The 26,007-nt window shown below is 70.6% G+C and carries 27 protein-coding genes and 1 tRNA gene; 12 read left to right on the top strand and 16 right to left on the bottom strand.

The annotated features are described in order from the left end of the window. The first annotated feature begins 21 nt into the window (after positions 1–21). The 3 genes from ftsZ to BUQ68_RS16715 all read left to right on the top strand — a co-directional run bounded on the left by ftsZ (position 22) and on the right by BUQ68_RS16715 (position 2,579). A complete protein-coding gene (gene ftsZ / locus BUQ68_RS16725) occupies positions 22–1,797 on the top strand; it encodes a cell division protein FtsZ (protein ID WP_075217147.1) in 1,776 nt (591 codons plus the stop codon). Positions 1,798–1,932: 135 nt separating this feature from the next. After that, the gene (locus BUQ68_RS16720) at positions 1,933–2,196 is read left to right on the top strand and encodes a type II toxin-antitoxin system Phd/YefM family antitoxin (protein ID WP_075217146.1); all 264 of its coding nucleotides are present in this window, start codon (positions 1,933–1,935) and stop codon (positions 2,194–2,196) included. Between the two features lie 2 nt (positions 2,197–2,198). Continuing rightward, on the top strand, positions 2,199–2,579 hold the full coding sequence (locus tag BUQ68_RS16715; RefSeq protein ID WP_075217145.1) for a type II toxin-antitoxin system VapC family toxin: 381 nt from the start codon (positions 2,199–2,201) through the stop codon (positions 2,577–2,579). A gap of 14 nt (positions 2,580–2,593) precedes the next feature. Here the strand turns inward: BUQ68_RS16715 and BUQ68_RS16710 are convergent, their stop codons facing one another. The 12 genes from BUQ68_RS16710 to BUQ68_RS16655 all read right to left on the bottom strand — a co-directional run bounded on the left by BUQ68_RS16710 (position 2,594) and on the right by BUQ68_RS16655 (position 17,382). After that, positions 2,594–2,893: an AzlD family protein gene (locus BUQ68_RS16710; RefSeq protein ID WP_075217144.1), complete on the bottom strand. Its 300-nt coding sequence runs from the start codon at positions 2,891–2,893 to the stop codon at positions 2,594–2,596. Further along, a complete protein-coding gene (locus tag BUQ68_RS16705; RefSeq protein ID WP_075217143.1) occupies positions 2,890–3,624 on the bottom strand; it encodes an AzlC family ABC transporter permease in 735 nt (244 codons plus the stop codon). Before BUQ68_RS16705 ends, BUQ68_RS16710 begins: the two co-directional genes overlap by 4 nt. A 196-nt stretch (positions 3,625–3,820) precedes the next feature. Continuing rightward, on the bottom strand, positions 3,821–4,675 hold the full coding sequence (locus tag BUQ68_RS16700) for a helix-turn-helix transcriptional regulator (RefSeq protein ID WP_075217142.1): 855 nt from the start codon (positions 4,673–4,675) through the stop codon (positions 3,821–3,823). A 49-nt stretch (positions 4,676–4,724) separates the two neighbouring features. Continuing rightward, a complete protein-coding gene (gene pncA / locus BUQ68_RS16695; protein WP_075217141.1) occupies positions 4,725–5,357 on the bottom strand; it encodes a bifunctional nicotinamidase/pyrazinamidase in 633 nt (210 codons plus the stop codon). 390 nt (positions 5,358–5,747) lie between these two features. Beyond that, positions 5,748–7,907, bottom strand: coding sequence for an NAD-dependent DNA ligase LigA (ligA, locus tag BUQ68_RS16690; RefSeq protein ID WP_075217140.1), 2,160 nt, complete (start codon positions 7,905–7,907; stop codon positions 5,748–5,750). 126 nt (positions 7,908–8,033) lie between these two features. Continuing rightward, positions 8,034–8,636, bottom strand: a complete 603-nt coding sequence (locus BUQ68_RS16685) for a LysE family translocator (protein WP_075217139.1) — start codon at positions 8,634–8,636, stop codon at positions 8,034–8,036. 293 nt (positions 8,637–8,929) lie between these two features. Then, the gene (recN, locus tag BUQ68_RS16680; RefSeq protein WP_075217138.1) at positions 8,930–10,594 is read right to left on the bottom strand and encodes a DNA repair protein RecN; all 1,665 of its coding nucleotides are present in this window, start codon (positions 10,592–10,594) and stop codon (positions 8,930–8,932) included. Between the two features lie 25 nt (positions 10,595–10,619). Beyond that, positions 10,620–11,447: an outer membrane protein assembly factor BamD gene (locus tag BUQ68_RS16675; protein WP_075217220.1), complete on the bottom strand. Its 828-nt coding sequence runs from the start codon at positions 11,445–11,447 to the stop codon at positions 10,620–10,622. A 237-nt stretch (positions 11,448–11,684) separates the two neighbouring features. After that, positions 11,685–12,620, bottom strand: coding sequence for a UDP-3-O-acyl-N-acetylglucosamine deacetylase (gene lpxC, locus BUQ68_RS16670; RefSeq protein WP_075217137.1), 936 nt, complete (start codon positions 12,618–12,620; stop codon positions 11,685–11,687). 363 nt (positions 12,621–12,983) lie between these two features. Beyond that, on the bottom strand, positions 12,984–14,798 hold the full coding sequence (locus BUQ68_RS16665; RefSeq protein ID WP_075217136.1) for an aminopeptidase P family protein: 1,815 nt from the start codon (positions 14,796–14,798) through the stop codon (positions 12,984–12,986). Positions 14,799–14,888: 90 nt separating this feature from the next. Beyond that, a complete protein-coding gene (locus BUQ68_RS16660; RefSeq protein WP_075217135.1) occupies positions 14,889–15,755 on the bottom strand; it encodes a 50S ribosomal protein L11 methyltransferase in 867 nt (288 codons plus the stop codon). A gap of 97 nt (positions 15,756–15,852) precedes the next feature. Next, positions 15,853–17,382, bottom strand: a complete 1,530-nt coding sequence (locus tag BUQ68_RS16655) for a class I SAM-dependent methyltransferase (RefSeq protein WP_075217134.1) — start codon at positions 17,380–17,382, stop codon at positions 15,853–15,855. A gap of 236 nt (positions 17,383–17,618) precedes the next feature. Between BUQ68_RS16655 and BUQ68_RS16650 the strand changes: the two genes are divergently transcribed. Then, on the top strand, positions 17,619–18,326 hold the full coding sequence (locus tag BUQ68_RS16650; RefSeq protein WP_075217133.1) for a hypothetical protein: 708 nt from the start codon (positions 17,619–17,621) through the stop codon (positions 18,324–18,326). A gap of 24 nt (positions 18,327–18,350) precedes the next feature. Here the strand turns inward: BUQ68_RS16650 and BUQ68_RS16645 are convergent, their stop codons facing one another. After that, positions 18,351–18,827, bottom strand: coding sequence for a BA14K family protein (locus BUQ68_RS16645; protein ID WP_175577833.1), 477 nt, complete (start codon positions 18,825–18,827; stop codon positions 18,351–18,353). A gap of 410 nt (positions 18,828–19,237) precedes the next feature. Between BUQ68_RS16645 and BUQ68_RS16640 the strand changes: the two genes are divergently transcribed. Then, on the top strand, positions 19,238–20,146 hold the full coding sequence (locus BUQ68_RS16640; protein ID WP_075217132.1) for a PhzF family phenazine biosynthesis protein: 909 nt from the start codon (positions 19,238–19,240) through the stop codon (positions 20,144–20,146). Between the two features lie 12 nt (positions 20,147–20,158). On the opposite strand, the gene BUQ68_RS16635 is transcribed toward BUQ68_RS16640, so the two are convergent. Further along, positions 20,159–20,332, bottom strand: a complete 174-nt coding sequence (locus tag BUQ68_RS16635; protein ID WP_075217131.1) for a DUF1328 domain-containing protein — start codon at positions 20,330–20,332, stop codon at positions 20,159–20,161. A gap of 219 nt (positions 20,333–20,551) precedes the next feature. Between BUQ68_RS16635 and BUQ68_RS23840 the strand changes: the two genes are divergently transcribed. From BUQ68_RS23840 to BUQ68_RS16625, 3 genes are all read left to right on the top strand, one after another. Then, positions 20,552–20,689 (top strand): hypothetical protein, encoded by a 138-nt coding sequence (locus BUQ68_RS23840; protein ID WP_175577832.1) that lies wholly within the window; start codon positions 20,552–20,554, stop codon positions 20,687–20,689. Between the two features lie 163 nt (positions 20,690–20,852). Then, positions 20,853–22,418, top strand: coding sequence for a 2-isopropylmalate synthase (locus BUQ68_RS16630; protein WP_075217130.1), 1,566 nt, complete (start codon positions 20,853–20,855; stop codon positions 22,416–22,418). 149 nt (positions 22,419–22,567) lie between these two features. Beyond that, a tRNA-Lys gene (locus tag BUQ68_RS16625) sits at positions 22,568–22,643 on the top strand. Between the two features lie 70 nt (positions 22,644–22,713). Here BUQ68_RS16625 and BUQ68_RS16620 read toward each other — a convergent pair. Both BUQ68_RS16620 and BUQ68_RS16615 read right to left on the bottom strand, forming a co-directional pair. Beyond that, a complete protein-coding gene (locus tag BUQ68_RS16620; protein ID WP_075217129.1) occupies positions 22,714–23,337 on the bottom strand; it encodes a DedA family protein in 624 nt (207 codons plus the stop codon). Then, positions 23,334–23,678, bottom strand: a complete 345-nt coding sequence (locus BUQ68_RS16615) for a hypothetical protein (RefSeq protein WP_075217128.1) — start codon at positions 23,676–23,678, stop codon at positions 23,334–23,336. Before BUQ68_RS16615 ends, BUQ68_RS16620 begins: the two co-directional genes overlap by 4 nt. A 282-nt stretch (positions 23,679–23,960) precedes the next feature. Here BUQ68_RS16615 and BUQ68_RS16610 point away from each other — a divergent pair, with 282 nt between their 5' ends. Genes BUQ68_RS16610 through arsC form a run of 4 tightly spaced genes read left to right on the top strand, consistent with a single transcriptional unit; the run spans position 23,961 to position 25,943 of the window. Beyond that, positions 23,961–24,302 (top strand): ArsR/SmtB family transcription factor, encoded by a 342-nt coding sequence (locus BUQ68_RS16610; protein ID WP_075217127.1) that lies wholly within the window; start codon positions 23,961–23,963, stop codon positions 24,300–24,302. A gap of 11 nt (positions 24,303–24,313) precedes the next feature. Beyond that, positions 24,314–24,823: an arsenate reductase ArsC gene (locus BUQ68_RS16605; protein ID WP_075217126.1), complete on the top strand. Its 510-nt coding sequence runs from the start codon at positions 24,314–24,316 to the stop codon at positions 24,821–24,823. Further along, positions 24,820–25,521: an aquaporin gene (locus BUQ68_RS16600; protein ID WP_075217125.1), complete on the top strand. Its 702-nt coding sequence runs from the start codon at positions 24,820–24,822 to the stop codon at positions 25,519–25,521. Before BUQ68_RS16605 ends, BUQ68_RS16600 begins: the two co-directional genes overlap by 4 nt. Positions 25,522–25,526: 5 nt before the next feature. Continuing rightward, positions 25,527–25,943, top strand: coding sequence for an arsenate reductase (glutaredoxin) (gene arsC / locus BUQ68_RS16595; RefSeq protein WP_075217124.1), 417 nt, complete (start codon positions 25,527–25,529; stop codon positions 25,941–25,943). Positions 25,944–26,007: the final 64 nt, after the last annotated feature.

Raw genomic sequence — 26,007 nt, 5'->3', positions numbered from 1 at the left:
GAAGAGGATGACGAGGGTGCCATGACGATCAACTTGAAGATGCCCGACCTGACGGAACTGAAGCCGCGCATCACCGTGTTCGGTGTGGGTGGCGCCGGCGGCAACGCCGTGAACAACATGATCACCGCCGGCCTGCAGGGGGTGGAGTTCGTGGTGGCGAACACCGACGCCCAGGCGCTCACGATGTCCAAGTCGGACCGGATCGTGCAGATGGGCGTGGCGGTGACCGAGGGTCTCGGCGCCGGTTCGCAGCCGGAAGTCGGCCGCGCGGCCGCCGAGGAGGTGATCGACGAGATCAACGATCATCTGGCCGGCTCGCACATGGTCTTCATCACGGCCGGCATGGGCGGTGGCACTGGCACCGGCGCCGCCCCGGTCATCGCGCGCGCCGCCCGTGAACACGGCATCCTCACCGTCGGCGTCGTCACCAAGCCCTTCCAGTTCGAGGGCGTGCGGCGCATGCGCGTCGCCGACGCCGGGATCGAGGAGCTGCAGGCCTCGGTCGACACGCTGATCGTCATCCCCAACCAGAACCTCTTCCGCATCGCCAACGAGCGCACCACCTTCGCCGACGCCTTCGCGATGGCCGACCAGGTGCTCTACTCGGGTGTCGCCTGCATCACCGACCTGATGGTGAAGGAGGGTCTCATCAACCTCGACTTCGCCGACGTTCGGTCGATCATGCGCGGCATGGGCAAGGCCATGATGGGCACGGGCGAGGCCTCGGGTGACAAGCGCGCCATCCAGGCGGCGGAGGCGGCGATCGCCAACCCGCTGCTCGACGAGGTGTCGATGAAGGGCGCTCGCGGCCTGCTGATCTCGATCACCGGCGGCAAGGACCTGACCCTGTTCGAGGTGGACGAGGCGGCGACCCGCATCCGCGAGGAAGTGGACCAGGACGCCAACATCATCCTCGGCGCCACCTTCGACGACAGCCTGGAAGGCGTCATCCGCGTGTCGGTGGTGGCCACCGGCATCGACCAGGCGGCGATCCAGCAGCACGAGACCCAGGCGGCCCGCGTCGCCGACGTGTCGAGCCGCGCCGCCCGCGCGCCGTCGCCGGTCGTCGCCGCCGAGGCGCGCCAGACCTACGCGCCCCGTCCGGCCGTCGCGCCGGTCGCTCCGGCCCCGCAGCCGGTGGCGGAAACCGCGGCCGTGGAGGCCGCCGCCGCCATCGAGGCCGCGCTCGACCTTGCCCACCACGAGGCGCCGCGCGGTGCCGCCACCCAGGATCCGCGCGTCACCATCGAGCCCTACCAGCCGGCCGCCGCCCACTACGAGCCCGTCGCCCAGCCGGATCCGGAGCCCCGCGCCCCGGTGATGGACGCGGCCGAGCCCGCCCCGGCGCCCTACATCCCGCCGGCCGCGGAACGTCCGGCCGCCCAGCGGCGCATCCCGCCGATCACCGAGTTCCCGGAGATGGCCCAGCGCGAGTTCCGTGGCACGGCCGCTCCGCAGCCGGTGCACGAAGAGCACGAGGAGGAGCGGCGGCCGATGAGCCTCCTGCGCCGCCTCGCGAGCGTCGGCCTCGGCCGCCGCGACGACGACCACCCGGTCGAGCCGCAGCGTCAGGCCGCGCCGCAGGCCCGCCCGGCCGCCGCCGCGCCCCAGGCGCCGCGGGCTCCGCAGCCGCCGCAGGGCCGTCCGGCGCCGCAGGCCGTCAGCGAGTACGCCAAGCGCCCGGCCCAGCCGCAAGGCGCCGCCGGCCGCCTCGACCCGCAGGGCCGTCCGCAGCCGCAGCGGATCAGCGAGGACGACCAGCTGGAGATCCCGGCCTTCCTGCGCCGCCAGAACTGACCGGTTCGGTCGGACAGGCTTCCATCGACGACGGCCCGCGGGGGAGACCTTGCGGGCCGCTTCGCATCTGGCGGACGGGCGCGCTTGACGTGAGGCCCTTGCATCCGCATCTTTGACGAGGAAGGAGCCTGTGCCGTGTCCGACGTCGTCAACCTGGAAAAGGCCAAATCCCGTCTGTCGTCGCTGGTCGACCGCGCCGCCGGCGGCGAGGAGATCGTGATCGCTCGGAACGGCAAGCCGGTCGCGCGCCTCGTGCCGCTGCCCGACGCGCCGGCGGTGGCGGAGGCTCCGGTGCAGCGCAAGCCAGCTCATGCGTTTGCTGATGTCGTGTTCCACGACACCTTCGACGATCCGCTTCCGGATGATGTACTCAAGGCTTTCCAAGGCCTCGCGGACTGAACGTGAACTATCTGATCGACACACACGTGCTGATCTGGTGGGACTTGGAACGTTCAACTCTGTCGCCGGCAGTGGCGGCGATTCTCTCTGATGCCCGGAACACGATCTGGGTGAGCGTTGCGACTGTCTGGGAAATCGCGATCAAGCGCGGCGTCGGGCGATTGGAGTTCGACGGTTCCATTCGCGAGCGCGTTGACGCGAATGGCTTCGCACTCCTCCCCATCGAAGCGGCGGACGCGGAAGCGGCGGGTGCGCTGCCCTTGCACCACGGCGATCCGTTCGACCGGATGCTCGTCGCCCAGGCGGACCGGCGCGGCATGGTGCTGGTGACGGCGGATCGGGTGCTCGCCGTCTATGGTGTCGCCATGCTCTCCGCCCGCTGACCCGCCGGTGTCGTTCAGCCGAGGGCGAGGCGCGCCAGGGCCACGGTGGCGACGCCGATCGCAACCACCGGCAAGAGCGGCAGGCGGAAGGCCGCCACCATGGTGACGGCGCCGGCGATCATCTCGGCCGGTCCGGCGAGCACGGCCGGCGCGATAACGGCGGTTAGGACGGCCGGGGGCAGGGCGTCGAGCGCGACGCGGACCCGGCCCCGTCGCGGCAGCCGGTCGGCGAGGATGAGACCGGCCGCCCGGGTGGCGTAGGTGGCGATGCCCATGGCCAGGATGGCGACGAGATTGATCGGATCGAGGCTCATGGACGCGGCTCCGGCTGGGCGCCAGCAGGGGGCTCGATCGCCTCGGCGGGGGCGGTGAGCACGGCGGCAGCCAGCCCCGCGAAGGCGCCGGCGATCACCGACCAGGCGCCCGGCACCAGCGCGTGGACGGCGACCGCCGTGAGTGCGGAGGCGGCCATCACCGGGGCGGTGCGCCAGCCGGTCCAGAAGCCGAGGGCGAGGGCGATGAAGACCGCCGGGAAGGCGAAGTCGATGCCGTAGCGCTCCGGTTCCGCGACGAGGCCGCCGAGGATGGTGCCGAGCACGGTGAACACCTGCCAACTGACGAAAAGCACGGCGCCGGACGCGAACCAGTAGGCGGGCGTCAACGGCCGGTCGAGCGCGCGCCGTTCGGCGAGCGCCCAAGTCTCGTCGGTCATCAGGTGAGCGCCCGCGAACCGCTGGAGGGCAGTGAACCGGCCGAGCTTGTGGGCGAGCGAGGCGCCCATCAGAACGTGGCGGAGGTTGATCAGAAAGGCGGCGAGTGCCAGCGTCGCCCACGGGGCCGGGTCGCTCCAGAGCCCGACCGCGAGAAATTGCGAGCCGCCGGCGAACACGATGGACGACATGGCCAGCATGTCGAGGGCCGAAAGGCCCTTCTGTGCGGCCTGGCTGCCGAGGAGGAGCGCGAAGGGGATGACCGCCAGGGTGGCGGGCAGCACGTCCGCCACGCCGGCGCGGGCATCGGCGGACGGGGAGGTGGGAAGAAGCATGCAAAGTCCTGGTCACATTGGCGGGCGGCCGTTGGCCGGGTCGTTGGCCCGACCGGGAGGGCCCGGCCGGTTCGTCCGTGGCGCGGGACGACTCCGCGGGTCCGCGGCACCATGGCGACGGCGGGCCGGGGCGTCTTGAAGGAAATTGCGCTGCCGGCCGCTGGCGTCGCGTGTCAGAAGAGCGTGGTTCGGCTGGTCACGCCACCCGAAAAGCCCCGGGGGGCACGCCGACCCGGGCCTTGAACACGCGCGTCAGGTGGCTCTGATCGCTGAAGCCGCACGCGACCGCCACGTCGGCAAGGGGGCGCCCTTCGCCGAGCAGGCGCCGGGCGGTGCGGATGCGCCGGTCGGTCTGGAAGGCGTGCGGCGTGAGGCCCGTGTGCCGCTTGAACGCCCGCACCAGGTGGTGCCGGGACAGGCCCGCGACGGAGGCGAGGGCGGCGAGGTCCACATCCTCCGTGTGGTGCGCGTCGAGATAGTCGCGCGCCCGCGCGACGGCAGCTGGCGCGTCCGCGACGCGCTGGACCGGCATGGCCGCGTGGCGTCCGACGATCAGGCTGTAGGCTGCGATAAGCGCCTCGTCGGCCCCGAGGGCCGTCGTGCCGGCCTCCAGCAGTCGATGCGCACGGCCGAAGAGGGCGAAGGCCTCAGCGTCCGCCACCACGCCGTCGCGGAAGTGAGGGACGGGTGCCGTGTCCGTGCCGGCGAGGTCCGCCGCCACGGCGGCGAGCAGGGCCTCGGACGGATAGGTCATGCGGTAGGCGTAGCCGTCGTCGAAGGGTTCGCCGTCGTGCACCTCGCCCGGATTGACGAAGCAGAGGTCGCCGGCGCCTGCCAGATGACGCACGCCGCGCAGCCGATAGGCCTCGCAGCCCGCCTCGATGACGCCGACCACGAAAGTGTCGTGGCTGTGCGGGGCATACCGGTGCTCGCGAAAGGACGCGCTCAGGCATTCGAGCCCGCCGTGGCGGGTCTCGCGCCAGAAGCGGGCACGGTCGGCGCGGCCGAGCGTCGCCGGGTCGAGGGCGGCGGACTGGTCGATCAGGTCCATGGCGAGGGTCTAGCCGTTCAGCGCCGGATCGTCTTGAAGGAAATTGCGCTCAGACGATCGCGGTCGACATCATGCGGCCGACACCGGCGGCGGCCATGGCCTCCCAGGCGCGCGCCATGGAGCCGTCGAGGCCGATGCCCCTTGTGGCATCCTCGATCACCGTGGCGTCGAAGCCGGCGGTTCGGGCGTCGAGGGCGGTCCAGCCGACGCAATAGTCGGTGGCGAGGCCGACGACGAAGACGCGGGCGATGCCGCGCTCGCGCAGATATCCGGCAAGGCCGGTGTGGGTGCTCCGGTCCGCCTCCTGGAAGGCGGAATAGCTGTCGACCGCCGGGTGGTAGCCCTTGCGGATGATCAGCTGGGCGTGGGGGATGGAGAGGTCCGGGTGAAGCGCCGCGCCCGGCGTGCCCTGCACGCAGTGGTCCGGCCAGAGCACCTGGGTGCCGTACGGCATCTCCGTCGTCTGGAAAGGCGCCATGCCGGCGTGCGACGAGGCGAAGGAGGCGTGCCCGGCCGGATGCCAGTCCTGCGTCAGAATCACGTTGCGGAAATGCCCCGCCAACCGGTTGATCACCGGCACCACCGCGTCGCCGTCGGCCACCGCAAGGGCGCCGCCGGGGCAGAAGTCGGTCTGCACGTCGACCACGATGAGGGCGTCGGTGGGAAGAAGGACGAGGGACATGGGCCGAGAGCCTCCGGTGTCGCGTTGCGATGGAGAGAGTGCCGATGCCGCCGCCGCCCGGCAAGGGGGGCGCCGCGACCCGCGAGGAAGCCGCGACGCCACCGTGTCAGGCGCTGACGTCGACGACGCGCCCGGTACCGGCCGGCGCGGCGGCTTTCACCGGAGCGGGCGCCGGAGCCGGAGCAGGGGCTTCGACCCGCGATGACGGGGCAGGGCTATGGCTGCCCTGCGACCCGCAGCTCGTGCAGTTACCAACGGACATGTCCTGTGCCTCCTGTGCTGGACGTCTTTAGGATCGCCGCCGGAGGCTTTGACATCGTTAAAATGCGAACTTTCCCATTGACCGTGTCAATCACGATATTGGGAGCGGCGCTTGAATGTCCGAACTGTTCAGAGCCCCTGGATCCGCTCAAGCCAGGCGTCCTCGTCGATCACCTCGATGCCGAGTTCCGTGGCCTTGGCGAGCTTGGAGCCGGCGCCGGGGCCGGCGACCACCAGGTCGGTCTTCTTCGACACCGAACCGGCGACCTTGGCGCCCAGGCGCTCGGCGGTCGCCTTGGCCTCGTCGCGGGTCATCTTCTCCAGGCTGCCGGTGAAGACGACGGTCTTGCCGGCGACCGGGGAGGCGACCGCGACCAGCGCCTCCATCGCCTCCGGCCGCACCTCGGCCAACAGGGCGGCGACGGCGTCGCGGTTGTGCGGCTCGGCGAAGAAGTCCACCACCGCCTCGGCCACCACGGTGCCGATGCCGTCGACGGCGTTGAGCTCCGCCCAGGCTTCGCCGGGCTTGTCGGCGGCGGCGATCATGGCCTCCTGGAAGTGGTCCCAGGTGCCGTAGGCGCGGGCGAGGATCTTGGCGTTGGTCTCGCCCACGTGGCGGATGCCGAGGCCGAAGATCAGCCGGTTGAGCGCGATGGCCCGGCGCGCCTCGATGGCGGCGAAGAGGTTCTTCACCGAGGTGGCGCCGAAGCCGGGAAAGTCGCGCAGGCGCTTGAAGCTCTTCGCCTCGCGCGCCTCCAGGGTGAAGATGTCGGCGGGGGTGCGGATGCGAAGCTCCGGTTCCTCCAGTGCGTGGAAGAACTCGATCTGCTTGTCTCCGAGGCCCTCGATGTCGAAGGCGTTGCGGGAGGCGAAGTGCTTCAGCTTCTCCACCTGCTGGGCCGGGCAGACCAGCCCGCCGGTGCAGCGGCGCACCGCGTCGAGCCGCCCGTCGCCGCGCTCCTCGCGCACCGCGTGGCTGCCGCACGCCGGGCAGAGGGTGGGGAAGACGTAGGGCACGGAGTCCGGGCCGCGCTTGTCCGTCACCACGTCGACGATCTGCGGGATCACGTCGCCGGCGCGCTGGACGATCACCGTGTCGCCGACGCGGATGTCGCGGCCTTCGCGGATCGGCAGGCCCGACTGGCCGATGCCCTTGATATAGTCCTCGTTGTGGAGTGTGGCGTTGGAGACGACCACGCCGCCGACGGTGACCGGCTCCAGCTTGGCGACGGGGGTGAGGGCGCCGGTGCGGCCGACCTGGATCTCGATGTCCTTCAGCACCGTGAAGGCCCGTTCGGCGGGGAACTTGTGGGCGGTCGCCCAGCGTGGGCTGCGCGAGCGGAAGCCTAGCCGGTCCTGGAGGGTGAGGTCGTCCACCTTGTAGACGACGCCGTCGATGTCGTAGTCGAGCGTCGCCCGGTCGGCCTCGATGCGGTGATAGTGGGCGATCATGGCCTCCACGGAGGGGCAGCGCACCATCAGGTCGTTGACCGGAAAGCCCCAGTCGGCGAAGCGGCGGACCGTGTCGTACTGGGTCGTCTCCAGGCGGGGCATGTCGCCCCACGCATAGGCGAAGAAGCGCAAGGGCCGTTTGGCCGTGATGGTCGGATCGAGCTGGCGCAGCGACCCGGCGGCGGCGTTCCGCGGGTTGGCGAACACCTTGCCGCCCTCGGCCCGCATGCGCTCGTTGAGGGCGAGAAAGTCCTTGCGGCCCATGTAGACCTCGCCGCGGATCTCCACCACGTCCGGCACCCCCGCCGGCAGGGTGTCGGGAATGTCCGCGATGGTCCGCACGTTGGCGGTGACGTTCTCGCCCGTGAGGCCGTCGCCGCGGGTCGCCGCCACCGCGAGCCGGCCACCCTCGTAGCGGATGGAGAGCGAGAGGCCGTCGATCTTGGGCTCGGCCGTGAAGACCGGCAGGGCGTCGGCGCCAAGCCCGAGGAAGCGGCGCACGCTGTCCGCGAAGTCGACCACGTCCTCGTCGGAGAAGAGGTTGTCGAGCGAGAGCATCGGCCGGGCGTGGCGGATCTCCGCGAAGGCTTCCGACGGCGTGGCGCCGACGCGGCGGGAGGGGCTGTCGGCGCGCACCAGTTCGGGGAAACGCTCTTCGATGGCGAGATTGCGGGCGCGGAGGGCGTCGTATTCGGCGTCGGTGATGAGGGGCGCGTCGGCGCCGTGATAGGCCTTGTCGTGAACGGCGATCTCGGCGGCGAGACGGCCCAGTTCCGCTTGCGCTTCCTCCAGCGTCAGGCTCTCCACGGGCTTCAGGGCAAGGGACTGGTCCGACACGGGGCACCTCGATCAACCAACGCGATTCCGGCCGGCATTCGACACCGGACGCGGGCCGATCTCAAGGGTGGAGCACCGGCCTGCGGTCGCAAGGGTCCGACCCTTCGGGGCTGCCCGCGTCGTCTGTCAGAGGACAGCCGCCGCCATGGTCGATCCGGCTAGGAGCGACGCGAAGAGGCCGAGGAGGACGGCTGACAGGCGGTAGATCCGGGTTGGGGAGGCCCGCCCGCCGGCGCCTGCGGCCATCGCGGCACCGAGCGCCGCCCAGCCGAGAGCGACGGCGGCGACCAGCACGGCGAAGAGGGCCGCGTGGGCGACGGACGGCGGTTGCGGCATGATCACGAAGGCGAAGACGAGTGCTTTCGGGTTGAGGAGTGTGGTGACGAAGATGCGTTGAGGCCCGATCGGTTTCCGCGCGCCTTCGAAGCGCCCGCCCGCCTCGCGCCAGAGCCGCACGGCGCACCAGGCGAGCCAGGCGCCGGCGGCGAGCCGCAGCCCCGTCTGAAGGCCCGGTTCGGCGCCGACCGTGGGGCCGAGCCCGACGGTGAGGCCGCCGATCGACATCGCATAGGCGGTGAGTTCGACCGGCACCAGGCGCAGCGAGCGGCGCAGGCCGACGCTCGCGCCCGAGGCGGCCAGGAGCGTGTTGGTGGGGCCGGGCGTGGCGAGGAGGGCGAGGACGGCTAGGCCGAAGGCGAAAAGGTCGGTCATGAGGGGTGAGTAGAGCATGACGGACGCGGGGGCATTGAGGGAGCGCAAACAGGGGTGAGGGGAGGGGCCTGAGGGCTGATATGGCGCATTGCGTGGGTGGTCCGCCTTCGCGGACCATGACGGTTGGCGGGTTGGGTGGGGTGGTGTGATCTGATCTTGCGAGGCATGGGCGACGGTTGTCGCGGATCTGGCGGGCATGCAGCGGTCCGCCTTGTCTCGCCATTCACCGTCATGGTCCGCGAAGGCGGACCACCCACGCATTGTCCTGGTCGGCACTAAGGCCTGCCGTCGTCGGCGTCAGGCCGCACACCTCACTCCCCCGCCATCAGCTTCTCCGCCGCCTTCCTGGCCTCCTCGGTGATGCGGCTGCCGGCGAGCATGCGGGCGATCTCTTCGCGGCGGTGGGGGCGGTCGAGTGGGGAGACGCGGGTGGTCACGCGGGCGCCGTCGTCGACGGCCTCCTTGGCGATCAGGAGATGGCTCATGGCCCGGGCGGCGACCTGCGGGGCGTGGGTGACGGAGAGCACCTGCACGGTTTCCGACAGGCGGGCGAGGCGGGTGCCGATGGCCTCCGCCACGGCGCCGCCGACGCCCGTGTCGATCTCGTCGAACACGAGGGTGGGCGCCGAGCCCTTGTCGGCGAGCGACACCTTGAGGGCGAGGAGGAAGCGCGAAAGCTCGCCGCCGGACGCCACCTTCATCATCGGGCCGGGACGGGTGCCCGGGTTGGTCTGCACCCAGAACTCCAGGGTGTCTACGCCGTCGGCGGTGCGGGCCTCCCGGTCGGAGGTAATCTCCACGATGAAGCGGGCGCGCTCCAGCTTCAGGGCCGGCAGTTCGGCGGCGACGGCGGCCTCCAGATGCCGGGCGGTCACGTGACGGCGCTTGGTGAGCTCCTCGGACGCCACGTCGAAGGCCGCGCGGGCGGTGGCGCTCTCCTTCACGAGGGCGGTGAGCTTGTCCTCGCCGGCGTCGAGGTCGGCAAGGTCCGCGGCCATGCGGGCGGCAACCGCGGGAAGGTCGTCCGGCATCACCGAGTACTTGCGCGCGGCCGCCCGGAGGGCGAACAGCCGCTCCTCGGTGCGCTCCAGGGTGGCGGGGTCGTAGTCGGCGGCGCGGAGAGTCGCCTCGAACTCCAGCCGCGCCTCCTCCAGGTTGTCGAGGGCGGCGGAGAGGACGGCGATCGGCCGCTCCACCATGGCGGCGAGCTCGGTCTTGCGCTCCAGCCGGCGGAGGAGGGCGGCAAGCTCCGGGATCGGCGAGCCGGTGCCGTTCAGCTGCTCGTAGGCCTCGCGAAGGTCGCCCATCACCTTCTCGGCCCGCATCATGGTCTGGCGCGCCTCGGCGAGTTCGGTCTCCTCGCCGACGGCCGGCGCGAGCTTCGTCAAGTCTTCCACGGCGGCGCGGAGATAGTCGGCCTCCCGGCGGGCGGCCTCGATCCGGGCCGTGAGCTCGGCGAGGGACTTCTCCGCCGTCCGCCAGGCCCTGTAAGCGGTGGCGACCGCCGCGACCTGGGGCTCCAGGCCGCCGAAGGCGTCGATGAGGGCGCGGTGGCTCGCCGGGTCGATAAGGGCGCGGTCGTCGTGCTGGCCGTGGATCTCCACCAGCCGGGCGCCGATCTGGCGGAGGAGACTGGCGCTCACCGCCTGATCGTTGGCGAAGGCGCGGGTGCGGCCGTCGGCGGTCTGCACCCGGCGGAGGATCAGGTCGCCGTCGTCGTCGATGTCGTTGTCGCGGAGGATCGCACGGGCGGGGTGCTTGGCCGGCAGGTCGAACACGGCGGTGACCTGGCCCTGGTCGGCACCGTGGCGCACGAGGCCGGCGTCGCCGCGCCCGCCGAGGGCGAGCGACAGGGCGTCGAGCAGGATGGACTTGCCGGCGCCGGTCTCGCCGGTCAGCACGGTGAGGCCGCGCGCGAAGTCGATCTCCAGGCGCTCGATCAGGACGATGTCGCGAATCGCCAGCGACTGCAGCATGCGCCCGGCAGCCCCCCTCGCGCCGTCAGCCGAGGACCGTCTTGAACGCCTTGGAGATCCAGGACGTCCCTTCCTCGCGCGGTTCCAGGCCGTTGGTCTGCAGGAGCACGTAGGCGTCCTTGTACCAGCGGCTTTCCGGATAGTTGTGGCCAAGCACGGCCGCGGCGGTCTGCGCCTCGTTGACCACGCCCAGCGAGAAGTAGGCCTCGGTCAGGCGCATCAGGGCCTCTTCCACATGGCGCGTGGTCTGGTAGTTGGTGACCACCGTCTTGAAGCGGTTGATCGCGCCGATGTACTCGCGCCGGTTCAGGTAATAGCGCCCGGTCTCCATCTCCTTGGCGGCCAACTGGTCGCGGGCGATGTCGATCTTCTTCTGGCCTTCGGCCGCGTAGGGGCTTTCCGGATAGCGCTGGACCAGTTCGGTCATCGCCTCCAGGGCCTTGTTGGTCTGGGCCTGGTCGCGGGTCACGTCCGGCATCTGGTTGAAGTAGGACTGGCCGACCAGGAACTGGGCGTAGGCCGCGTCCTCCGAACCCGGGTAGAGCGTCACGTAGCGACGCGCCGAGATGATGGCGTCGTCGTAGGAGCCGCGCGTGTAGTTGGTGTAGGCCGACATGATGAGCGCCTTGCGCGCCCATTCCGAATAGGGGTGCTGCTTGTCGACCTCGTCGAAACGCTCGGTCGCCAGGCTGTAGCTGCCTTCCTTCAGATAGAAGATGCCCTCGTTGTAGAGCTTCTCGGCCGGGATCTCCACGAAGGGCTCCAGCGGGTCGTCGCCGGAGCATGCGGTGAGACCGGTAAGGCTCGCCAGAGCGACGGCGACCACGGCGGAACGAAGGAACGACTGCCTCATGAAGACCCCATGGCGGAAAGGAGCGAGTCGCCGCATTGGAGAGACTCGCCGCCGGCCCGTTGCTTGAACCGGAGCGGTTCTAGCGCAAAGTTCGCCCATGCGCTACGGACCGCCCCTCTTCGGGGAAGATTAAGGCGGGGCGGCGGCAAGGATCGGGAAATCAGGCCTTTGCGCGATGGGGCGAACGGCCGGGACGTCCGAGGCGCTGGCGCCGCGGACGGTCGTGATCGGGGCGTTTCAGGCCTTGGCGGGGCCGAGTGCGGGCGCCGCGACGGAAAGACCGCCGGCGGTCTCCACGGTGCGCTGCTCGCCCACCACCTCGTAGGCGGTTTCGTCCGCGAACAGGGCCTTCAGCACCAGCCAGTTCATGCGGTGACCGCCCTTGTAGGAGCGGAAGTGGCCGATGAAGGGCCGGCCCGCGAGCGCAAGGTCGCCCACCGCGTCGAGCGTCTTGTGGCGGACGAACTCGTCGGAGAAGCGAAGACCTTCCGGGTTGAGGATGCGGTCGTCGCCGATCGCCACGGAGTTCTCCAGCGAGGACCCGAGGGCGAAGCCCATGGTCCAGAGCTTCTCCACGTCGCGCATGAAGCCGAAGGTGCGGGCCCGGGCGATCTCGCGCCGGAAGGTGGCGGCTGCAAGGTCCAGCACATAGGACTGGCGGCCGATCAGCGGGTCCTGGAAGTCGATGGTGACGTCGTAGCGGGTGCCGTCGTAGGGCAGCAGCTCCGCATAGGCGTCGCCCTGCTCCACGCGGACCGGCTTCAGGATCCGGATGGCCTTGCGCGGTGCCTTGAGGGCGACCAGACGGGCCTCCTGCAGGGCGGCCAGGAAAGCGGCGGCGCAGCCGTCCATGATCGGCATCTCGGGGCCGTCGATCTCCACGATCGCGTTGTCGACGCCCTGGGCGGCGAAGGCCGCCATCAGGTGTTCGATGGTGGCGACGGAGTGTCCCTCGGCACCGATCACGGTGCAGAGTTCCGTGGCGACCACCGTGTCGTACCGCGCCGGGATCTCCACCTCGGCACCGTCCGTGCCGGTGCGCACGAACACGATGCCGCGGTCGGCCTCGGCGGGAGAGAGGATTATGGTGGCCGGCTTGCCAGAGTGAACGCCAACGCCCGTCAAGGTTACGCGACGGGACAGTGTGGTCTGCTTGCCGAGGAGGTTACGCATCGAAGGGTCTGTCTTCTCGTCATGGCGCCGCCCGGACCGGGCATTCCCGACCACCGGAAATACGCCCGGCGGCCGGTTGGGATGATGCGCCACCCGCCGCCCCCGCGGCGGGTGACCGGGATTCCCTCCCGTTGCAGTTCGGCGCGTGCCGTGGGCTTTCCGTCGGCCCAGATTTCCGAAGGACCCCCATGCGAGGCCCATGAACTCACAACGGCCTTAAACCACGCCGGTTACGCCACTGCCAATCAAGGTTTGTTACCGAATCTTACGCGTCGATCCTTGGTTGTATTGCCATGAGTCCGCCGCGTCTTGGCGGCGCCAAGGCTCCGTTGCCGTGCGAGGATGGGGACGGATTGGAGGCGCTCAGAGCGGCTCGGTGGCGGCCGTGAGGAAGGCGAGATCGTCGCCGGACAGGTGCGGCGCCACCACCGCCCGCACGTCCGCGTGGTAGGCGTCGAGCCAGGCGCGCTCTTCGGGGCTGAGGAGGGCGGGCTCGATCAGCCGCCGGTCGATTGGCGCGAAGGTGATGGTCTCGAACGCCATCATGGGCCGGTCGCCGCCGTCGATCGCGGTCGGCTCGGTGACGACGATCAGGTTCTCGATTCGGATGCCGAACGCGCCTTCCTTGTAGAAGCCCGGTTCGTTGGAAAGAATCATGCCCGGCTCCAGTGGCACGCCCCCGGTCTTGGAGATGCGCTGCGGCCCTTCGTGCACCGAGAGGTAGACGCCGACGCCGTGGCCGGTGCCGTGGTCGAAATCGAGGCCGGCGTCCCAGAGCGCCTGGCGGGCGAGGATGTCCAGATGCGCGCCGGTGGTGCCCTTCGGAAAGCGCGCCCGGGCGATGCGGATGTGGCCCTTGAGCACGCGGGTGTTCCGGTCCCGCATCTCGGCGGTCGGCACGCCGACCACCAGGGTGCGGGTGATGTCCGTGGTGCCGTCCTCGTACTGGGCGCCGCTGTCCACCAGATAGATCTCGCCGGTGCGGATCGGCCGGTTGGTGGCGGTGGAGACGCGGTAGTGTGGGAGGGCGGCGTTGGGGCCGGCGCCCGAGATGGTCTCGAAGGAGATGTCCTTCAGCGCGCCCGTTTCGGCGCGAAAGGCCTCCAGCGCCTTGGCGGCCGCGATCTCGTCGAGCCCGCCCTTCGGCGCCTCCCGGTCGAACCAGGCGAGGAAGCGGGTGAAGGCGACCGCGTCGCGCTTGTGGGCGCCGCGGGTGGCGGCCAGTTCGGCGGCGCTCTTGCGCGCCTTCGGCAGCACCACCGGATCGCGCCCGTCCACGACCGTGCCGCCGGTCGACGCGAGGAGCGTGGCGATGCGGGCGGCGGCGGTGGCGCGGTCGACGAGCACGCGGGCGTTCGCCCGGCCAAGCTTCTCGAGCGCCGCCTCGAAGGCGATCGGCTCGAAGAGCTCCGCCGCGTCGGCGAGCGTGTGGCGAACCTCGTTGGAGAGCTTGCGCCCGTCGATGAAGAGCGACGGCTTGCCCTCCTTCGGCACCAGGGCGAAGGAGAGCGGCAGCGGCGTGTGCGGCACGTCGGCGCCGCGGATGTTGAGGAGCCAGGCGATGGAGTCCGGCTGGGTGAGCACCGCGGCATCGGTGCCGGCCTCGGTGACGGCCGCCGCGATCCGGGCGATCTTGGCGTCGCGGCTATCGCCCGCGATGGCGTCGGGAAAGAGCGTGACCGCGCCGAGCGGCGGTGCCGGGCGATCCTCCCACACCGCGTCCACGGGGTTGCCGTCGACCGGCTCCAGGGTGGCGCCGGTGCCGGCGAGCGCCTTCTCCAGCCGCTCGACCTCGGCGGCGGTGTGCAGCCAGGGGTCGAAGCCGATCCGGTTGCCTGGTTTCACGGTGGCCTTCAGGAAGGCGGACGGCGGCTCGTCCATCAGGTGCCGGGGCGTGAAGACGCCGGTGTCCACCTGGGCGCGCACCTGCACCGTGTAGCGGCCGTCGACGAAAATGGCCGCCTCGTCCGTCATGACCACGGCGAGCCCCGCCGACCCGGTGAAGCCGGTGAGCCAGGCGAGCCGCCGGGCCGCGGCGGGGATGTATTCGCCCTGGTGTTCGTCGGCGAGCGGCACCAGGAAGCCATCGAGCCCCCGCCGGACGAGTTCCGCGCGCAGCAGCGCCAGCCGCGCCGGACCGGTGGACGGATCGCTCAGGGTGTCGAAGGTCTGGAACATGGGCCGGGCTCCGGGCGGGTGCGAAGGGAGGATGTGACGGTCAGACGGGCGGGGCGTCAAGGCGCGCGCGCTTTCCCGTACCAGGGCCCGTCAGCCCCGACGCTCCAGCACCAGCGTCGTCCAGCCTTCCTTCGGCACGGTGAAGAGCCGGGTGAAGCCGGCGGACCGGTAGGTGGCGAGGACGGCGGGGGCCTGGGTGGAGAGGATGCCGGAGAGCACCACGACGGCGCCGGGCGCGGTGTGGGCGAACACCTTCGGGGCAAGGGCCTTCAGCGGGTCGGCGAGGATGTTGGCGACCACGAGGTCGAAGGTGCCGCGGAGCGCCGCATGGTCGAGGCCGGCGGCGGTCACGGCGGTCACGAGCGACGGCACGCCGTTGAGGCGGGCGTTCTCGGCGGCGGTCGACACCGAGATCGGGTCGATGTCGCTGGCGATGACCGGGCGGCGGGTCATCCGGGCGACCGCGATGGCAAGGACGCCTGTGCCGGTGCCGAGGTCGAGGACCCGCGGGAAGCGGTAGGTCGGCAAGAGCCGGGAGAGGGCGACGAGGCAGCCCCAGGTCGTGGGGTGATGGCCGGTGCCGAAAGCCTGGGCCGCCTCGATCTCCAGGCCGATCAGGCCGGCGGGGAGCTTCTTCCGGTCGTGGGCGCCGTGGACGACGAAGCGGCCGGCCACCACCGGTTTCAGGCCTTCGAGCGACAGCTTCACCCAGTCTTCGTCGGGGGTTTCGATGACGCTGACCGGAGCGCCGAACCCGTCCGCGCCGAGGATGTCGAGCACCCGCTCGCGCACGCTCTCCGCATCGTCGCCGAAGATCCAGGCGTTCACCGCCCAGCCGTCCGGGGTCTCGAACCAGGAGACGGGCGCGCCTTCGTCCTCCAGTGCGCCGTCGAGCAGACGGGCGATGCGCTCGGATTCCTCGCGGTCGGCGCGGATCTCAACCTGGTACTGGCGCATGGCGGCTCCGGCGGTGATGGGTCGGCCGGTGGTTTAGGCGCGGGAACCCGGGGAGGCAAGAGGGCGGCGGCGCGCGCCAGGGGCGGACTGCTGCCCGTCAGGCGATGCCGAGCTGGGCGAGCAGCGGGCGACGGCGGGTGTTGAAGGTCTCGAACTGGGCGCGGAATTCCGCGATATGCTCCTCCGGGTCCTCCAGCCGGCGGCCTTCCTTCACCACGCGCTGGCCGAGCGCCTCCAGGGTGGCGGCGGCGAAGCGCACGGGGTCGGGCGCGTTCTCCGCCTCGGCGAGGAGGAAGAGCTGGCCGAAGCGGTCGACCGGCACGCCGCTGCCGATGACGGGCGAGGCGAGGTGGGTGAGTTCGGCGCTCGTTCGGGCCTTCAGCATGACGGCGCGGTTGAACGCCCGGGTGCGGACGGCGCGCACCGCGTCGCCGGCTTCGGGCAGGCAGGGATGCATCTGGTCACTGCCGATGAGGACGGTGATCGCCTGCCGCAGGCGCGACCAGCCGAGGCCGGCGATCGCCGGGTCGTTGGCGATCTGGCGGACGGTGCGCGGGCCGTCCGCGAAGGCGTCGAGGATCGGGCCGTAGACCTCCGGCAGGAGCCCCATCCGGCCGGCGGTGCCGTCCACCTGCATGTTGACGTCGGCCCGGCGCACCGTGAGGGCGAAGCGCTGGTCGGCCCAGTCGTCCTGCAGGTCGAGCGGCGACAGGGCGACCGGTCCCTTCTGGAACATGTCGCGGCGGAACTGCTGGTTGATCAGGAAGTCGCGCACGGTCTCGCGGAGCGCCGGGTGCGAGACGTCCGCCAGGAGGTCGCGCTGGGGCTGGCTGAGGCTGATGTTGTCCACGTGGTCGAGCACGGACGTGGAGCCCACGAAGGTGAGCTTGGCCTCGTCGAGGTCGGCCGCCACGTCGGCGTGGTAGAAGGGCTGCCAGTCCTTGTTGAGGTGCTCGTGGGCGAGATAGTTGCGGCTGGCGTTCTTCATCCGGTCGAGCCGGTCGCCGACGCCGGGATTGGCCCGGAAATAGGCGGAGTTCGCGCCCCGGATCCGCTCGGAGAAGGCGAGGGCGGCGTCGATCCGCTTGTCGATCGGCCCGGTGGCGGCGCCGGCGTGGTCGACGAGCAGGCGCCGAAGCGGCATGCCGGATGCCCATCCGGGAAGGGCGTTGTAGGAGATGTAGACGAGGCCGCCGACCTTCAGGTGCGCCTTGATGAAGGCCGCGATGACGCGCCGGTTCTCGTCGCTGATCCACGACCAGATGCCGTGGAGAGCGATGATGTCGAACGACGGCAGGCTGTCGCGGACGAGGAGTTCGGCGAAAGCGTCGTCGTAGACGGTGAGGTTCTCCGTGCCGGCCGCGGCCGCCAGCGCGCGCGCGCCGGCCACATGGGTCGGGTTGAAGTCGGTGGCGTGGAAGGTGATGTGCGGATTGGCCGCCGCCAGCACGTTGACCGAGAAGCCCTGGCCGCAGCCGAGCTCGCAATAGGAGAGGGGCTCATCGGCACCGCGCGCCCGCATCGCCTTGGAGAGGGCCACGAACCGGAGCAGCGTCGGTGCCAGTTCGCGATAGAAGCCCTGGGTGTAACTGATCTCCGCAACGTAGCCGGACGTCCACGTGGCCATCGCGCATTCCCCTGATTCGCCTTGCGAAACAGTGCGCCTTGGTCGGCAGGAAGGCGAGGGGGCGCCCATCGTCCGGGGCGGGAACATCACAGGAAATGCATTCATCTTGGCAGCGGACCGACGCGCCGCGCCGTCCGCCGTCGCTTGACAGCTTGTGTGCAGTGCGGGATCGCTGGCGGATCCCGCGCCGAGCCTCGCTGCCCGCCGCTTTCCCGTTGCCGCCGAGGCCGCCCGCGATGATCCGTCCCATCACCGATGTCCATGTCACCGTGGTGCCCGGCGCCTGGGCGATCCCGCCCGAGGCACGGCCGCGGATCGACGCCTATTGGGCAAAGGTGCTGGCCGAGAACCCACGGCTCTGGAACGGCCGGGTGCTGGCCGCGGTGGCGCCGGTGCGCGAGGGCGGGCTGACAGTCGTCGACGGCGTGCTGACCGGCACCGCGCAGGAAGGCGCCTTCGCGGACTATCTGGCGTGGCGGGACTGGGGCTTTCCGGAGTTCGGCATCCGCAACCTCTTCGGCTCGGCGCTGATTCTGTCGTCCGACGGGGCGCTCATCTACGGGCTGATGGGGCGCCACACGGCGAACGCCGGCAAGATCTATCCCCCCGGCGGCAACCTGGAGCCGGGCGACGTGACGGCCGACGGACGGGTGAACCTCGTCGGCTCCATCGAGAAGGAACTGGCCGAGGAGACCGGCCTTGGCGCCGCCGAGGCGACGGTCGCCGGTATGCTGGTGGCGTTCGACGGGCCGCGCGTGTCGGTCGGCCGCATCTTCCGCTTCGCCGAACCGGCCGACGCGCTGGTGGAGCGGATCACGGCGCATTCGGCCCGGGAGACCGAGCCCGAACTCGACGGGCTCGTGGTGGTGCGCGCCGCGTCGGAGCTCACCGACGCGTCGCCCGGCTACGCGCACCTCCACGCCCGCCACGTGCTCGGCGGCTGAAACGGCCGTCCGTCGCCGCGCGGATCAGGAGCCGTAGGGCGAGCGGCAGTTGCGGATGCGGCCGCTGTAGTCGACCCAGCTGTTGTCGGCGGCCCGATAGGACCGGTAGCGGGAATGGCACCAGTCCACGTGGGCCGAGCGGGCGCCGTAGCGCCGCTCCACGTAGCGCGGCGAGCGGTAGACGCGCCGCTCGCCATAGTGGCGGGGCACCGCATAGACCGGCGGCGGCAGATAGCGCGGTGCACGGCGGTAGTAGACCGGCGGCGGGGCGTAGACCGGGCCGTAGCCATAGGCCGGCGCGCCGTAGCTGTAGCGCGGCCCCGCCAGGGCTCCGCCGAGGATGACGCCGCCGAGGAGGCCGAGTGCGGCACCGGCCGCCACGTCGCCCCGGTGATGGCGATGCCGGTCGCGGGCATCGGCGGGCGTCGCGGTGGCGAGCGTGCCGGTCGCCGCCGTGACGACGATCATGACGGCCGCCGCGAAGGTCTTCAGGCGCTGCATGGTGTCCTCCCAAATCTGCCGTCCGCCCGATTCGCGGTCCGCCCGGCGTGACGGCCATCGCCGGTTGTCGTCCGCCGCGCATGCCGCGCCGAGGCCGGATGCCGAGGGTGTCCCGCGCATCCGTCGGCCGCAAGCCTCCACCCGATCGACGGCGGACCTGTGGCAAACGCGCGCTTCGGGACGAAAATTCCGCTGCCGCCGCGTCCGTTCCCATCGACCGGCCTTGCGGGAGCCAGGTCATGGTTGCGCCGGGTGCCGTCCGGCCGTTCGTGCCGACGACCGGTGACGGCTCGGCAACCGCGTTCGACGGCTGCGGCATTCGATGGTAGCTCCGAGAGGCCGATCTGTCCTATCGTTCGCACGGAGGGGCCTGTCCGACCGGCGGGCCGATCGACCCGAGGATGACACGCTTGGCGCGCCGATACGCAATTCTGGACGTCTTCACCAACCGTGCGCTCGCCGGCAATCCGCTGGCGGTGGTGCTCGACTGCGAAGGCCTCGACACCGACGCCATGCAGGCGATCGCCCGGGAGTTCAACCTTTCCGAGACGGTGTTCGTGCTGCCGCCGCCGCGGCCAGGGCTGACCGCCAAGGTCCGCATCTTCACCCCGGGAGTCGAGCTGCCCTTCGCCGGCCATCCGACCGTCGGAACGGCCGTGCTGCTTGCCGCCGAGCGCATGGGCGAGATCAGCCGCACCACCGAGGCCATGGTGGTGCTGGAGGAGAACATCGGGATCGTGCGCTGCGGCGTCGTGCTCTCGCCCGGCAAGGTCGGCCGGGCCATGTTCGACGTGCCGAAGCTGCCGGAGGAACACCCCTTCCGCGGCGACGTGGGCCTCGCCGCCTCCGCGCTCGGGCTCAACCGCCAGGACATCGGCTTTGAGAACCACGTGCCGACGGTGTTCTCGGTCGGCAATCCGTTCGTGTTCGTGCCGATCCGCGACCGGGCGTCGCTTGACGACATCCGCCTGGAGCCCCGTCACTGGCTCGGCGGCTTCGGCGGCGAGGGCGTGAATGTCTTCACCTACACCCGCGAGTGCGTGCACCAGGACGGCGACTTCCACGCCCGCATGTTCGCGCCCGACCTCGGCATCGGCGAGGACCCGGCCACCGGCTCCGCCGCCGCCTGCTTCGCCGGCGTCCTGATGCGCTTCGACGGCGCCCCGGACGGCGAGAAGACCGTGGTGATCGAGCAGGGCTACGCCATGGGCCGCCCGAGCCGGATCGAGCTGGAGCTGGTGGTGGAGAAGGGCCGCCTGCACGGCGGCCGCATCAGCGGCGAGGCGGTGCTTGTGGCCCGCGGCGAACTGCTGATCTGACGCTGGCGCCGGTCAGAAGATGATCTCGCCGGCGGTGATCGCCAGGATCAGCAGAATGACGAAGATCGCCAGGAAGACCGCGAACAGGATCTTGGCGATCCGGCCGGCCGCCGAGGAGATGCCGCTGAAGCCGAGCGCGCCGGCGACCAGCGAGATGACGAGAAAGATGATGGCCCACTTCAGCATGGTCTGATCCCCGTGTCCCCGTGGTGGCGGCGGCGGTTCCGCTTCCGCTCGGGGTGAGAACCGCCGGACCGGCGCGCGTGTTCCAGGAAATCGCCCGCGGCGCGACCGTCCGCCGCGCCGACGCCTTGCATTCGCCGGCCCGATGGGGCATGAAACCCACCTGACGAACCGGCGCCCGCCCGCGATGGCGGCTAGCTGCACGAGACGAGACTGGTCCCCATGACGATCGCGGCTCATCCGATCGCATCGACCGCCGGACGGCACACCCTGCCGGCCGAAGCCGACGCCATGGCGTCGTCGCTCGTCCGTTCGCTCTCCGGCCTTCTTCCGCTCCCGCTTCTCCTTAGCCGCCCCTGAGCGTCGGCTGGCCTTGTCACGGGCCGGGCTCTCAGGGGACGATGCGCCACAAGGGGAGGGGATCCCTCCCGGGACGACACCTGTTCGCCCGCCGATGCCGCAGCGCCAAGCCCTGAACGGGTGGCCGGCTCCGGGTTCGACATGCTTCCGAAGGACGACCGAGATGACCGATACCGTAGCCGCCGCCTCGCCCAAGGACCGCATCGTGATCTTCGACACGACGCTGCGGGACGGCGAGCAGTCCCCTGGCGCGTCGATGACCCTCGACGAGAAGCTGCAGGTGGCCGAGCTCCTGGACGAGATGGGCGTGGACGTGATCGAGGCGGGCTTTCCGATCGCCTCCAACGGCGACTTCGAGGCCGTGTCGGAGATCGCCAAGCGCCTGAAGCGCGCCGTGGTGTGCGGCCTCGCCCGCGCGTCGGCCAACGACATCGACCGGGCCGGCGAGGCGCTGCGCCACGCCCATGCCAAGCGCATCCACACCTTCATCTCCACCTCGCCGCTCCACATGAAGTACAAGCTGCAGCTGGAGCCGGAGGCGGTGTACGAGAAGGTGATCAGCTCGGTCACCCGCGCCCGCCAGTGGACCGACGACGTGGAATGGTCCGCCGAGGACGGCTCGCGCACCGAGCACGACTTCCTCTGCCGCTGCGTGGAGGCGGCGATCAAGGCCGGTGCCACCACCATCAACATCCCGGACACGGTGGGCTATTCCGTGCCGGAGGAATACTACGCCCTGATCCGCATGCTGCTCGACCGGGTGCCGAACGCCGACAAGGCGGTGTTCTCCACCCACTGCCACGACGACCTCGGCATGGCGGTCGCCAATTCGCTGGCCGGCATCCGCGCTGGCGCCCGGCAGATCGAGTGCACCATCAACGGCCTCGGCGAGCGGGCCGGCAACGCGGCGCTGGAGGAGGTGGTGATGGCCATCCGCACCCGCGGCGACGTGCTGCCCTTCGTGACGGGCGTGAAGTCGCAGATGCTGGTGAAGGCCTCCAAGCTGGTCTCCAGCGCTTCCGCCTTCCCGGTGCAGTACAACAAGGCGATCGTCGGCCAGAACGCCTTCGCCCACGAGAGCGGCATCCATCAGGACGGCATGCTGAAGAACGCGGAGACCTACGAGATCATGCGGCCGGAGGACGTGGGCGTGAAGTCCACCTCGCTCGTCATGGGCAAGCACTCGGGCCGGCACGCCTTCAAGGAGAAGCTGAAGGACCTGGGCTTCACCCTCGGCGACAACGCCATCGAGGACGCCTTCCGGCGCTTCAAGGACCTCGCCGACAAGAAGAAGCAGGTGTTCGACGAGGACATCGAGGCGCTGGTCTCCGACGAGCTGCAGGCGGCCGGCGAGGGCATCAAGGTGATCGCCCTCACGGTGATCGCCGGCACGGCGGGCCCGCAGACCGCCACCATCACGCTCGACGTGGGCGGCAGCCACGTGACCAAGATGGCCAACGGCGACGGCCCGGTGGACGCCACCTTCAACGCCATCAAGGCCATCGTGCCCCACGAGGCGACGCTGCGCCTCTACCAGGTGAGCGCCGTCACGGAGGGCACCGACGCCCAGGCCGACGTGGCCGTGCGGCTGGAGGAGCACGGCCGCCAGGTCACCGGCCGCGCCGCCGACACCGACACGCTGGTGGCCTCCGCCAAGGCCTATGTGGCCGCCGTCAACAAGCTCGGCGGCAACCGCGGCCGGGTGAACCCTCAGGCCGTGGCGGTCTGAGGGGCTGCTGACGGGCGAGAAAATCGTTTTTGTTCAGGCGTCTAGCCCGAAAATGACGGTTCCGTGCAAGAAGGGGGTTGCGGCCCGCCGCGCCCCCGGCTATAAGCCCGCCATCCCAACGGGACGGCGCCTCGCCGCCGGCCCTGGACGGGCGCGTAGCTCAGTCGGTAGAGCAGCTGACTCTTAATCAGCGGGTCACAGGTTCGATCCCTGTCGCGCCCACCAAATTCTCCAAACCACACAACCATCCGTCGGAAACCCACCGCCTCTGAGGCGGCTGTGTGATCGCATCGGCTTACGGCCGCGGCGCGCCTGGCGAGTGGGCGTCGGCGTGTCTGGGGCGGTGGCGGAGCAGCGTCCAGCCGAGGGCGGCGGTTGCGGCGGCGGCGAGGAGGAACCAGGTCGCGGTGCCGAGGAGGTCCGCGGCGGCGGGGATGCTGTCGGCGAAGGCATAGCCGAGGCCGGTGTAGAGGGCCACCCAGATAACTTCGCCGAGGAGGCCCCAGACGGTGAAGAGCGTCCAGGGCATGCGCCCGACGCCGGCGACGAGGTTCACGTAGGGGCCGACCGGGCTCAGCAGCCAGCGGGTGAGGAAGACGCCGACCGCGCCCCAGCGTTCGGAGACCGCCTCGGCCCGGGCGAGCGCCGCACCGAGATGGAACCGCGCCGAGACCGCGCGGATCGCGCCGCGTCCGCCCACACGGCCGGCCCAGTAGCCCGCCTGATCGCCCGCCACCGCGCCGCCGATGCCCCAGGCCAGAACGGATGTGGCCGAGAGCCCGCCGTCGGCGGCGATCGCGCCGACCGCCAGGAGCAGGAGCGACGTCGGGAACGGCAGGCCGAGGCAGTTGATCGCCAGGATGACCGAGAGGGCGGGCGCCCCCCAGGCGCCGACCGCCGCCATGAGCTGGTCGATCATGGCTCGCTCCCGGTCCTTTTCGCGTCCGCCGCCCGATGGTCGGCGATCGCGGCGTTGACGCGAGCGATCAGATCGTCGGGTGCGATGCCCTGGCCGGACGCGATCTCCGCCAGCGGCCGTCGGTCACCCGTGCCGTCCGGAACGCCGACCGCCTCGGCGACGACGGACCGCGGAACGTCGTACGACCGCGACACCATGCCGACCGTCATCCACGTTTCGATCGGGGCGTCCTGGTGACGGGACCAGTAGAGGGTGGACGCCACCAGGCGCGCGCCGAGCACCGTCGTAGCCGTTGCGGCGATGACGAACGCCAGGATCAGGATTGTTCGGCCAGAACGCATCGAAGGGGCCACGCGCGAGTTCGAAGAATTCACAAAGAGACATTCGTTTGCGCCGGTGTCGACTGAGGGCAGTCCCCGATCCGGCCGCTACGGGACGGCGACGCTATCGGTTGGCGGACCTGGTGGCGCATAGGCTGGCGCCAGACTTGACCGGCTGGCCCACGCGCGGGTGCGGCGGCCGCCGGCCTGCCGCCGCCGCGCACCAACGCATTGCTCGAAACGGAAAGCGACCGTCCGCAGGGGGCCTTGACTGTGACACTGCAAGGATGTTTGCAGTATCGCATGCTCAGTGACATCCAGGCCGTTCCCGCCTTCATCGCCCTCGGGCATCAGGTCCGCCTCGACGCCTTCCGGTTGCTGATCCGAACCGGTCCGGACGGCTTGCCGTCCGGTGAGATCGCCGCCGAACTCGCCGTGGCGCCGACGGCCATGTCTTTTCATCTCGCCACGCTGGAGCGGGCGGGCCTCGTCACCGCGCGGCGGGAAGGCCGCAACATCCGCTATGCGGTCCGGATCGACCGCGTGCGGGACCTGATCACGTTTCTCACCGCCGACTGCTGCGGTGGGCATCCGGAGGTGTGCGCCGGGCTCGTCCCGCCGCCAACCTCAGACTGCGGTTGCTGAAGGAGCGCCCGATGTCCGAAGGCAAATTCAACGTTCTCTTCCTCTGCACGGGCAACTCGGCCCGCTCGATCCTGGCCGAGGCCATTCTCAACAGGGTCGGTCAAGGCCGCTTCCGGGCCTTCTCCGCGGGGAGCCAGCCGAAGGGCGAGGTCAACCCGTTCGCCATCCGCCTGCTGCAGCAGACGGGCTACGACACCAGCTTCGCGCGGTCGAAGAACTGGGACGAGTTCGCCGAGGAAGGCGCCCCGCAGATGCACTTCGTGTTCACCGTCTGCGACAACGCGGCGGCGGAGACCTGTCCGGTGTGGCCCGGCCAGCCGATGACGGCCCACTGGGGCATTCCGGACCCGGCCGCCGTCGAAGGCAGCGAGAGCGAGAAGGCGCTCGCCTTCGCGGACGCCTATCGCCAGCTCAACACCCGGATCGGCATCTTCACCAGCCTGCCGGTGTCGAGCCTCGACCGCCTGTCGCTCCAGAAGAAGCTGGACGACATCGGCCGCACGGCCGAGACGGCTCCGTGACCGCCCGTCCGGATCTTCGTCGCCGTCTGGTCGCCGAGGCGCTCGGAACCGCCATCCTCGTCGCGACGGTGGTCGGGTCCGGCATCATGGCCGATCGCCTGACCGAGGATGTCGCCCTGGCGCTCCTCGGCAACACGATCCCGACGGGCGCCATCCTGGTGGTCCTCATCACCATCCTCGGGCCGATCTCCGGGGCGCACTTCAATCCCGCCGTCACAGCGGTGTTCGTGGCGCGGCGCGATCTGGCGGCGGCGGAGGGGCTTGCCTATGCGGCGGCTCAGGTGGCCGGCGGCATCGCCGGCACGGTCGTCGCCCATGTGATGTTCGAGCACGCCGTCCTCGCCGTCTCCCCGACCGTCCGAACGGGAGCCGCCCAATGGTTCGCCGAGGTCGTGGCCACCTTCACCCTGGTGACCGTCATCCTGGCGGGGCTCCGGTTCCGGCCGGATGCGATTCCGGTGCTCGTCGGCCTGACGATCACGGCGGCCTACTGGTTCACCGCCTCCACGTCCTTCGCGAACCCGGCCGTGGCCATCGCGCGCAGCCTGACGGACACCTTTTCCGGCATCCGTCCCGCCGACCTTCCGGGGTTCGTCCTCGCCGAGTTCGCCGGAGCCTTCCTCGCCGCCGGGCTGATAGGCTGGCTGTTGGCGACCCCGAAATCCACGACCATTCCGGTTGCCACCCCAGCGGAGTGAACCCCTTGACCGTCACCATCTACCACAACCCCGCCTGCGGCACGTCCCGCAACACGCTGGCGATGATCCGCGCCAGCGGCGAGGAACCGGTGGTCATCGAGTATCTGAAGACCCCGCCGAGCCGGGACACGCTCGTCGACCTGATCGCCCGCATGGGACTGACGCCGCGCGCGCTGCTGCGCGAGAAGGGCACGCCCTTCGCCGATCTCGGTCTGGCGGACCCCACGTTGAGCGACGAGGCCCTCGTCGACGCCATGATGGAGCACCCGATCCTGATCAACCGCCCGATCGTGGTGTCGGACAAGGGCGTCCGTCTCTGCCGGCCGTCCGAGCGGGTCCTCGACCTGCTGGACAATCCGCCGGAGACTTTCACCAAGGAGGACGGCGAGGTCGTCGCGGTCCCGGTGGGCGGCGCGACCTAGAGCATCCTCCGATCAGGTTGCACGACCTGATCGATGAGAGATTGCCCCAGGCCTCCGTATCTGG

The sequence above is a fragment of the Mongoliimonas terrestris genome (assembly GCF_001927285.1).
Lineage (GTDB): Bacteria > Pseudomonadota > Alphaproteobacteria > Rhizobiales > Pleomorphomonadaceae > Chthonobacter > Chthonobacter terrestris.
The sequence above is the reverse complement of the archived record's forward strand: the minus strand, read 5'-3'. Positions and strand labels throughout refer to the sequence as shown.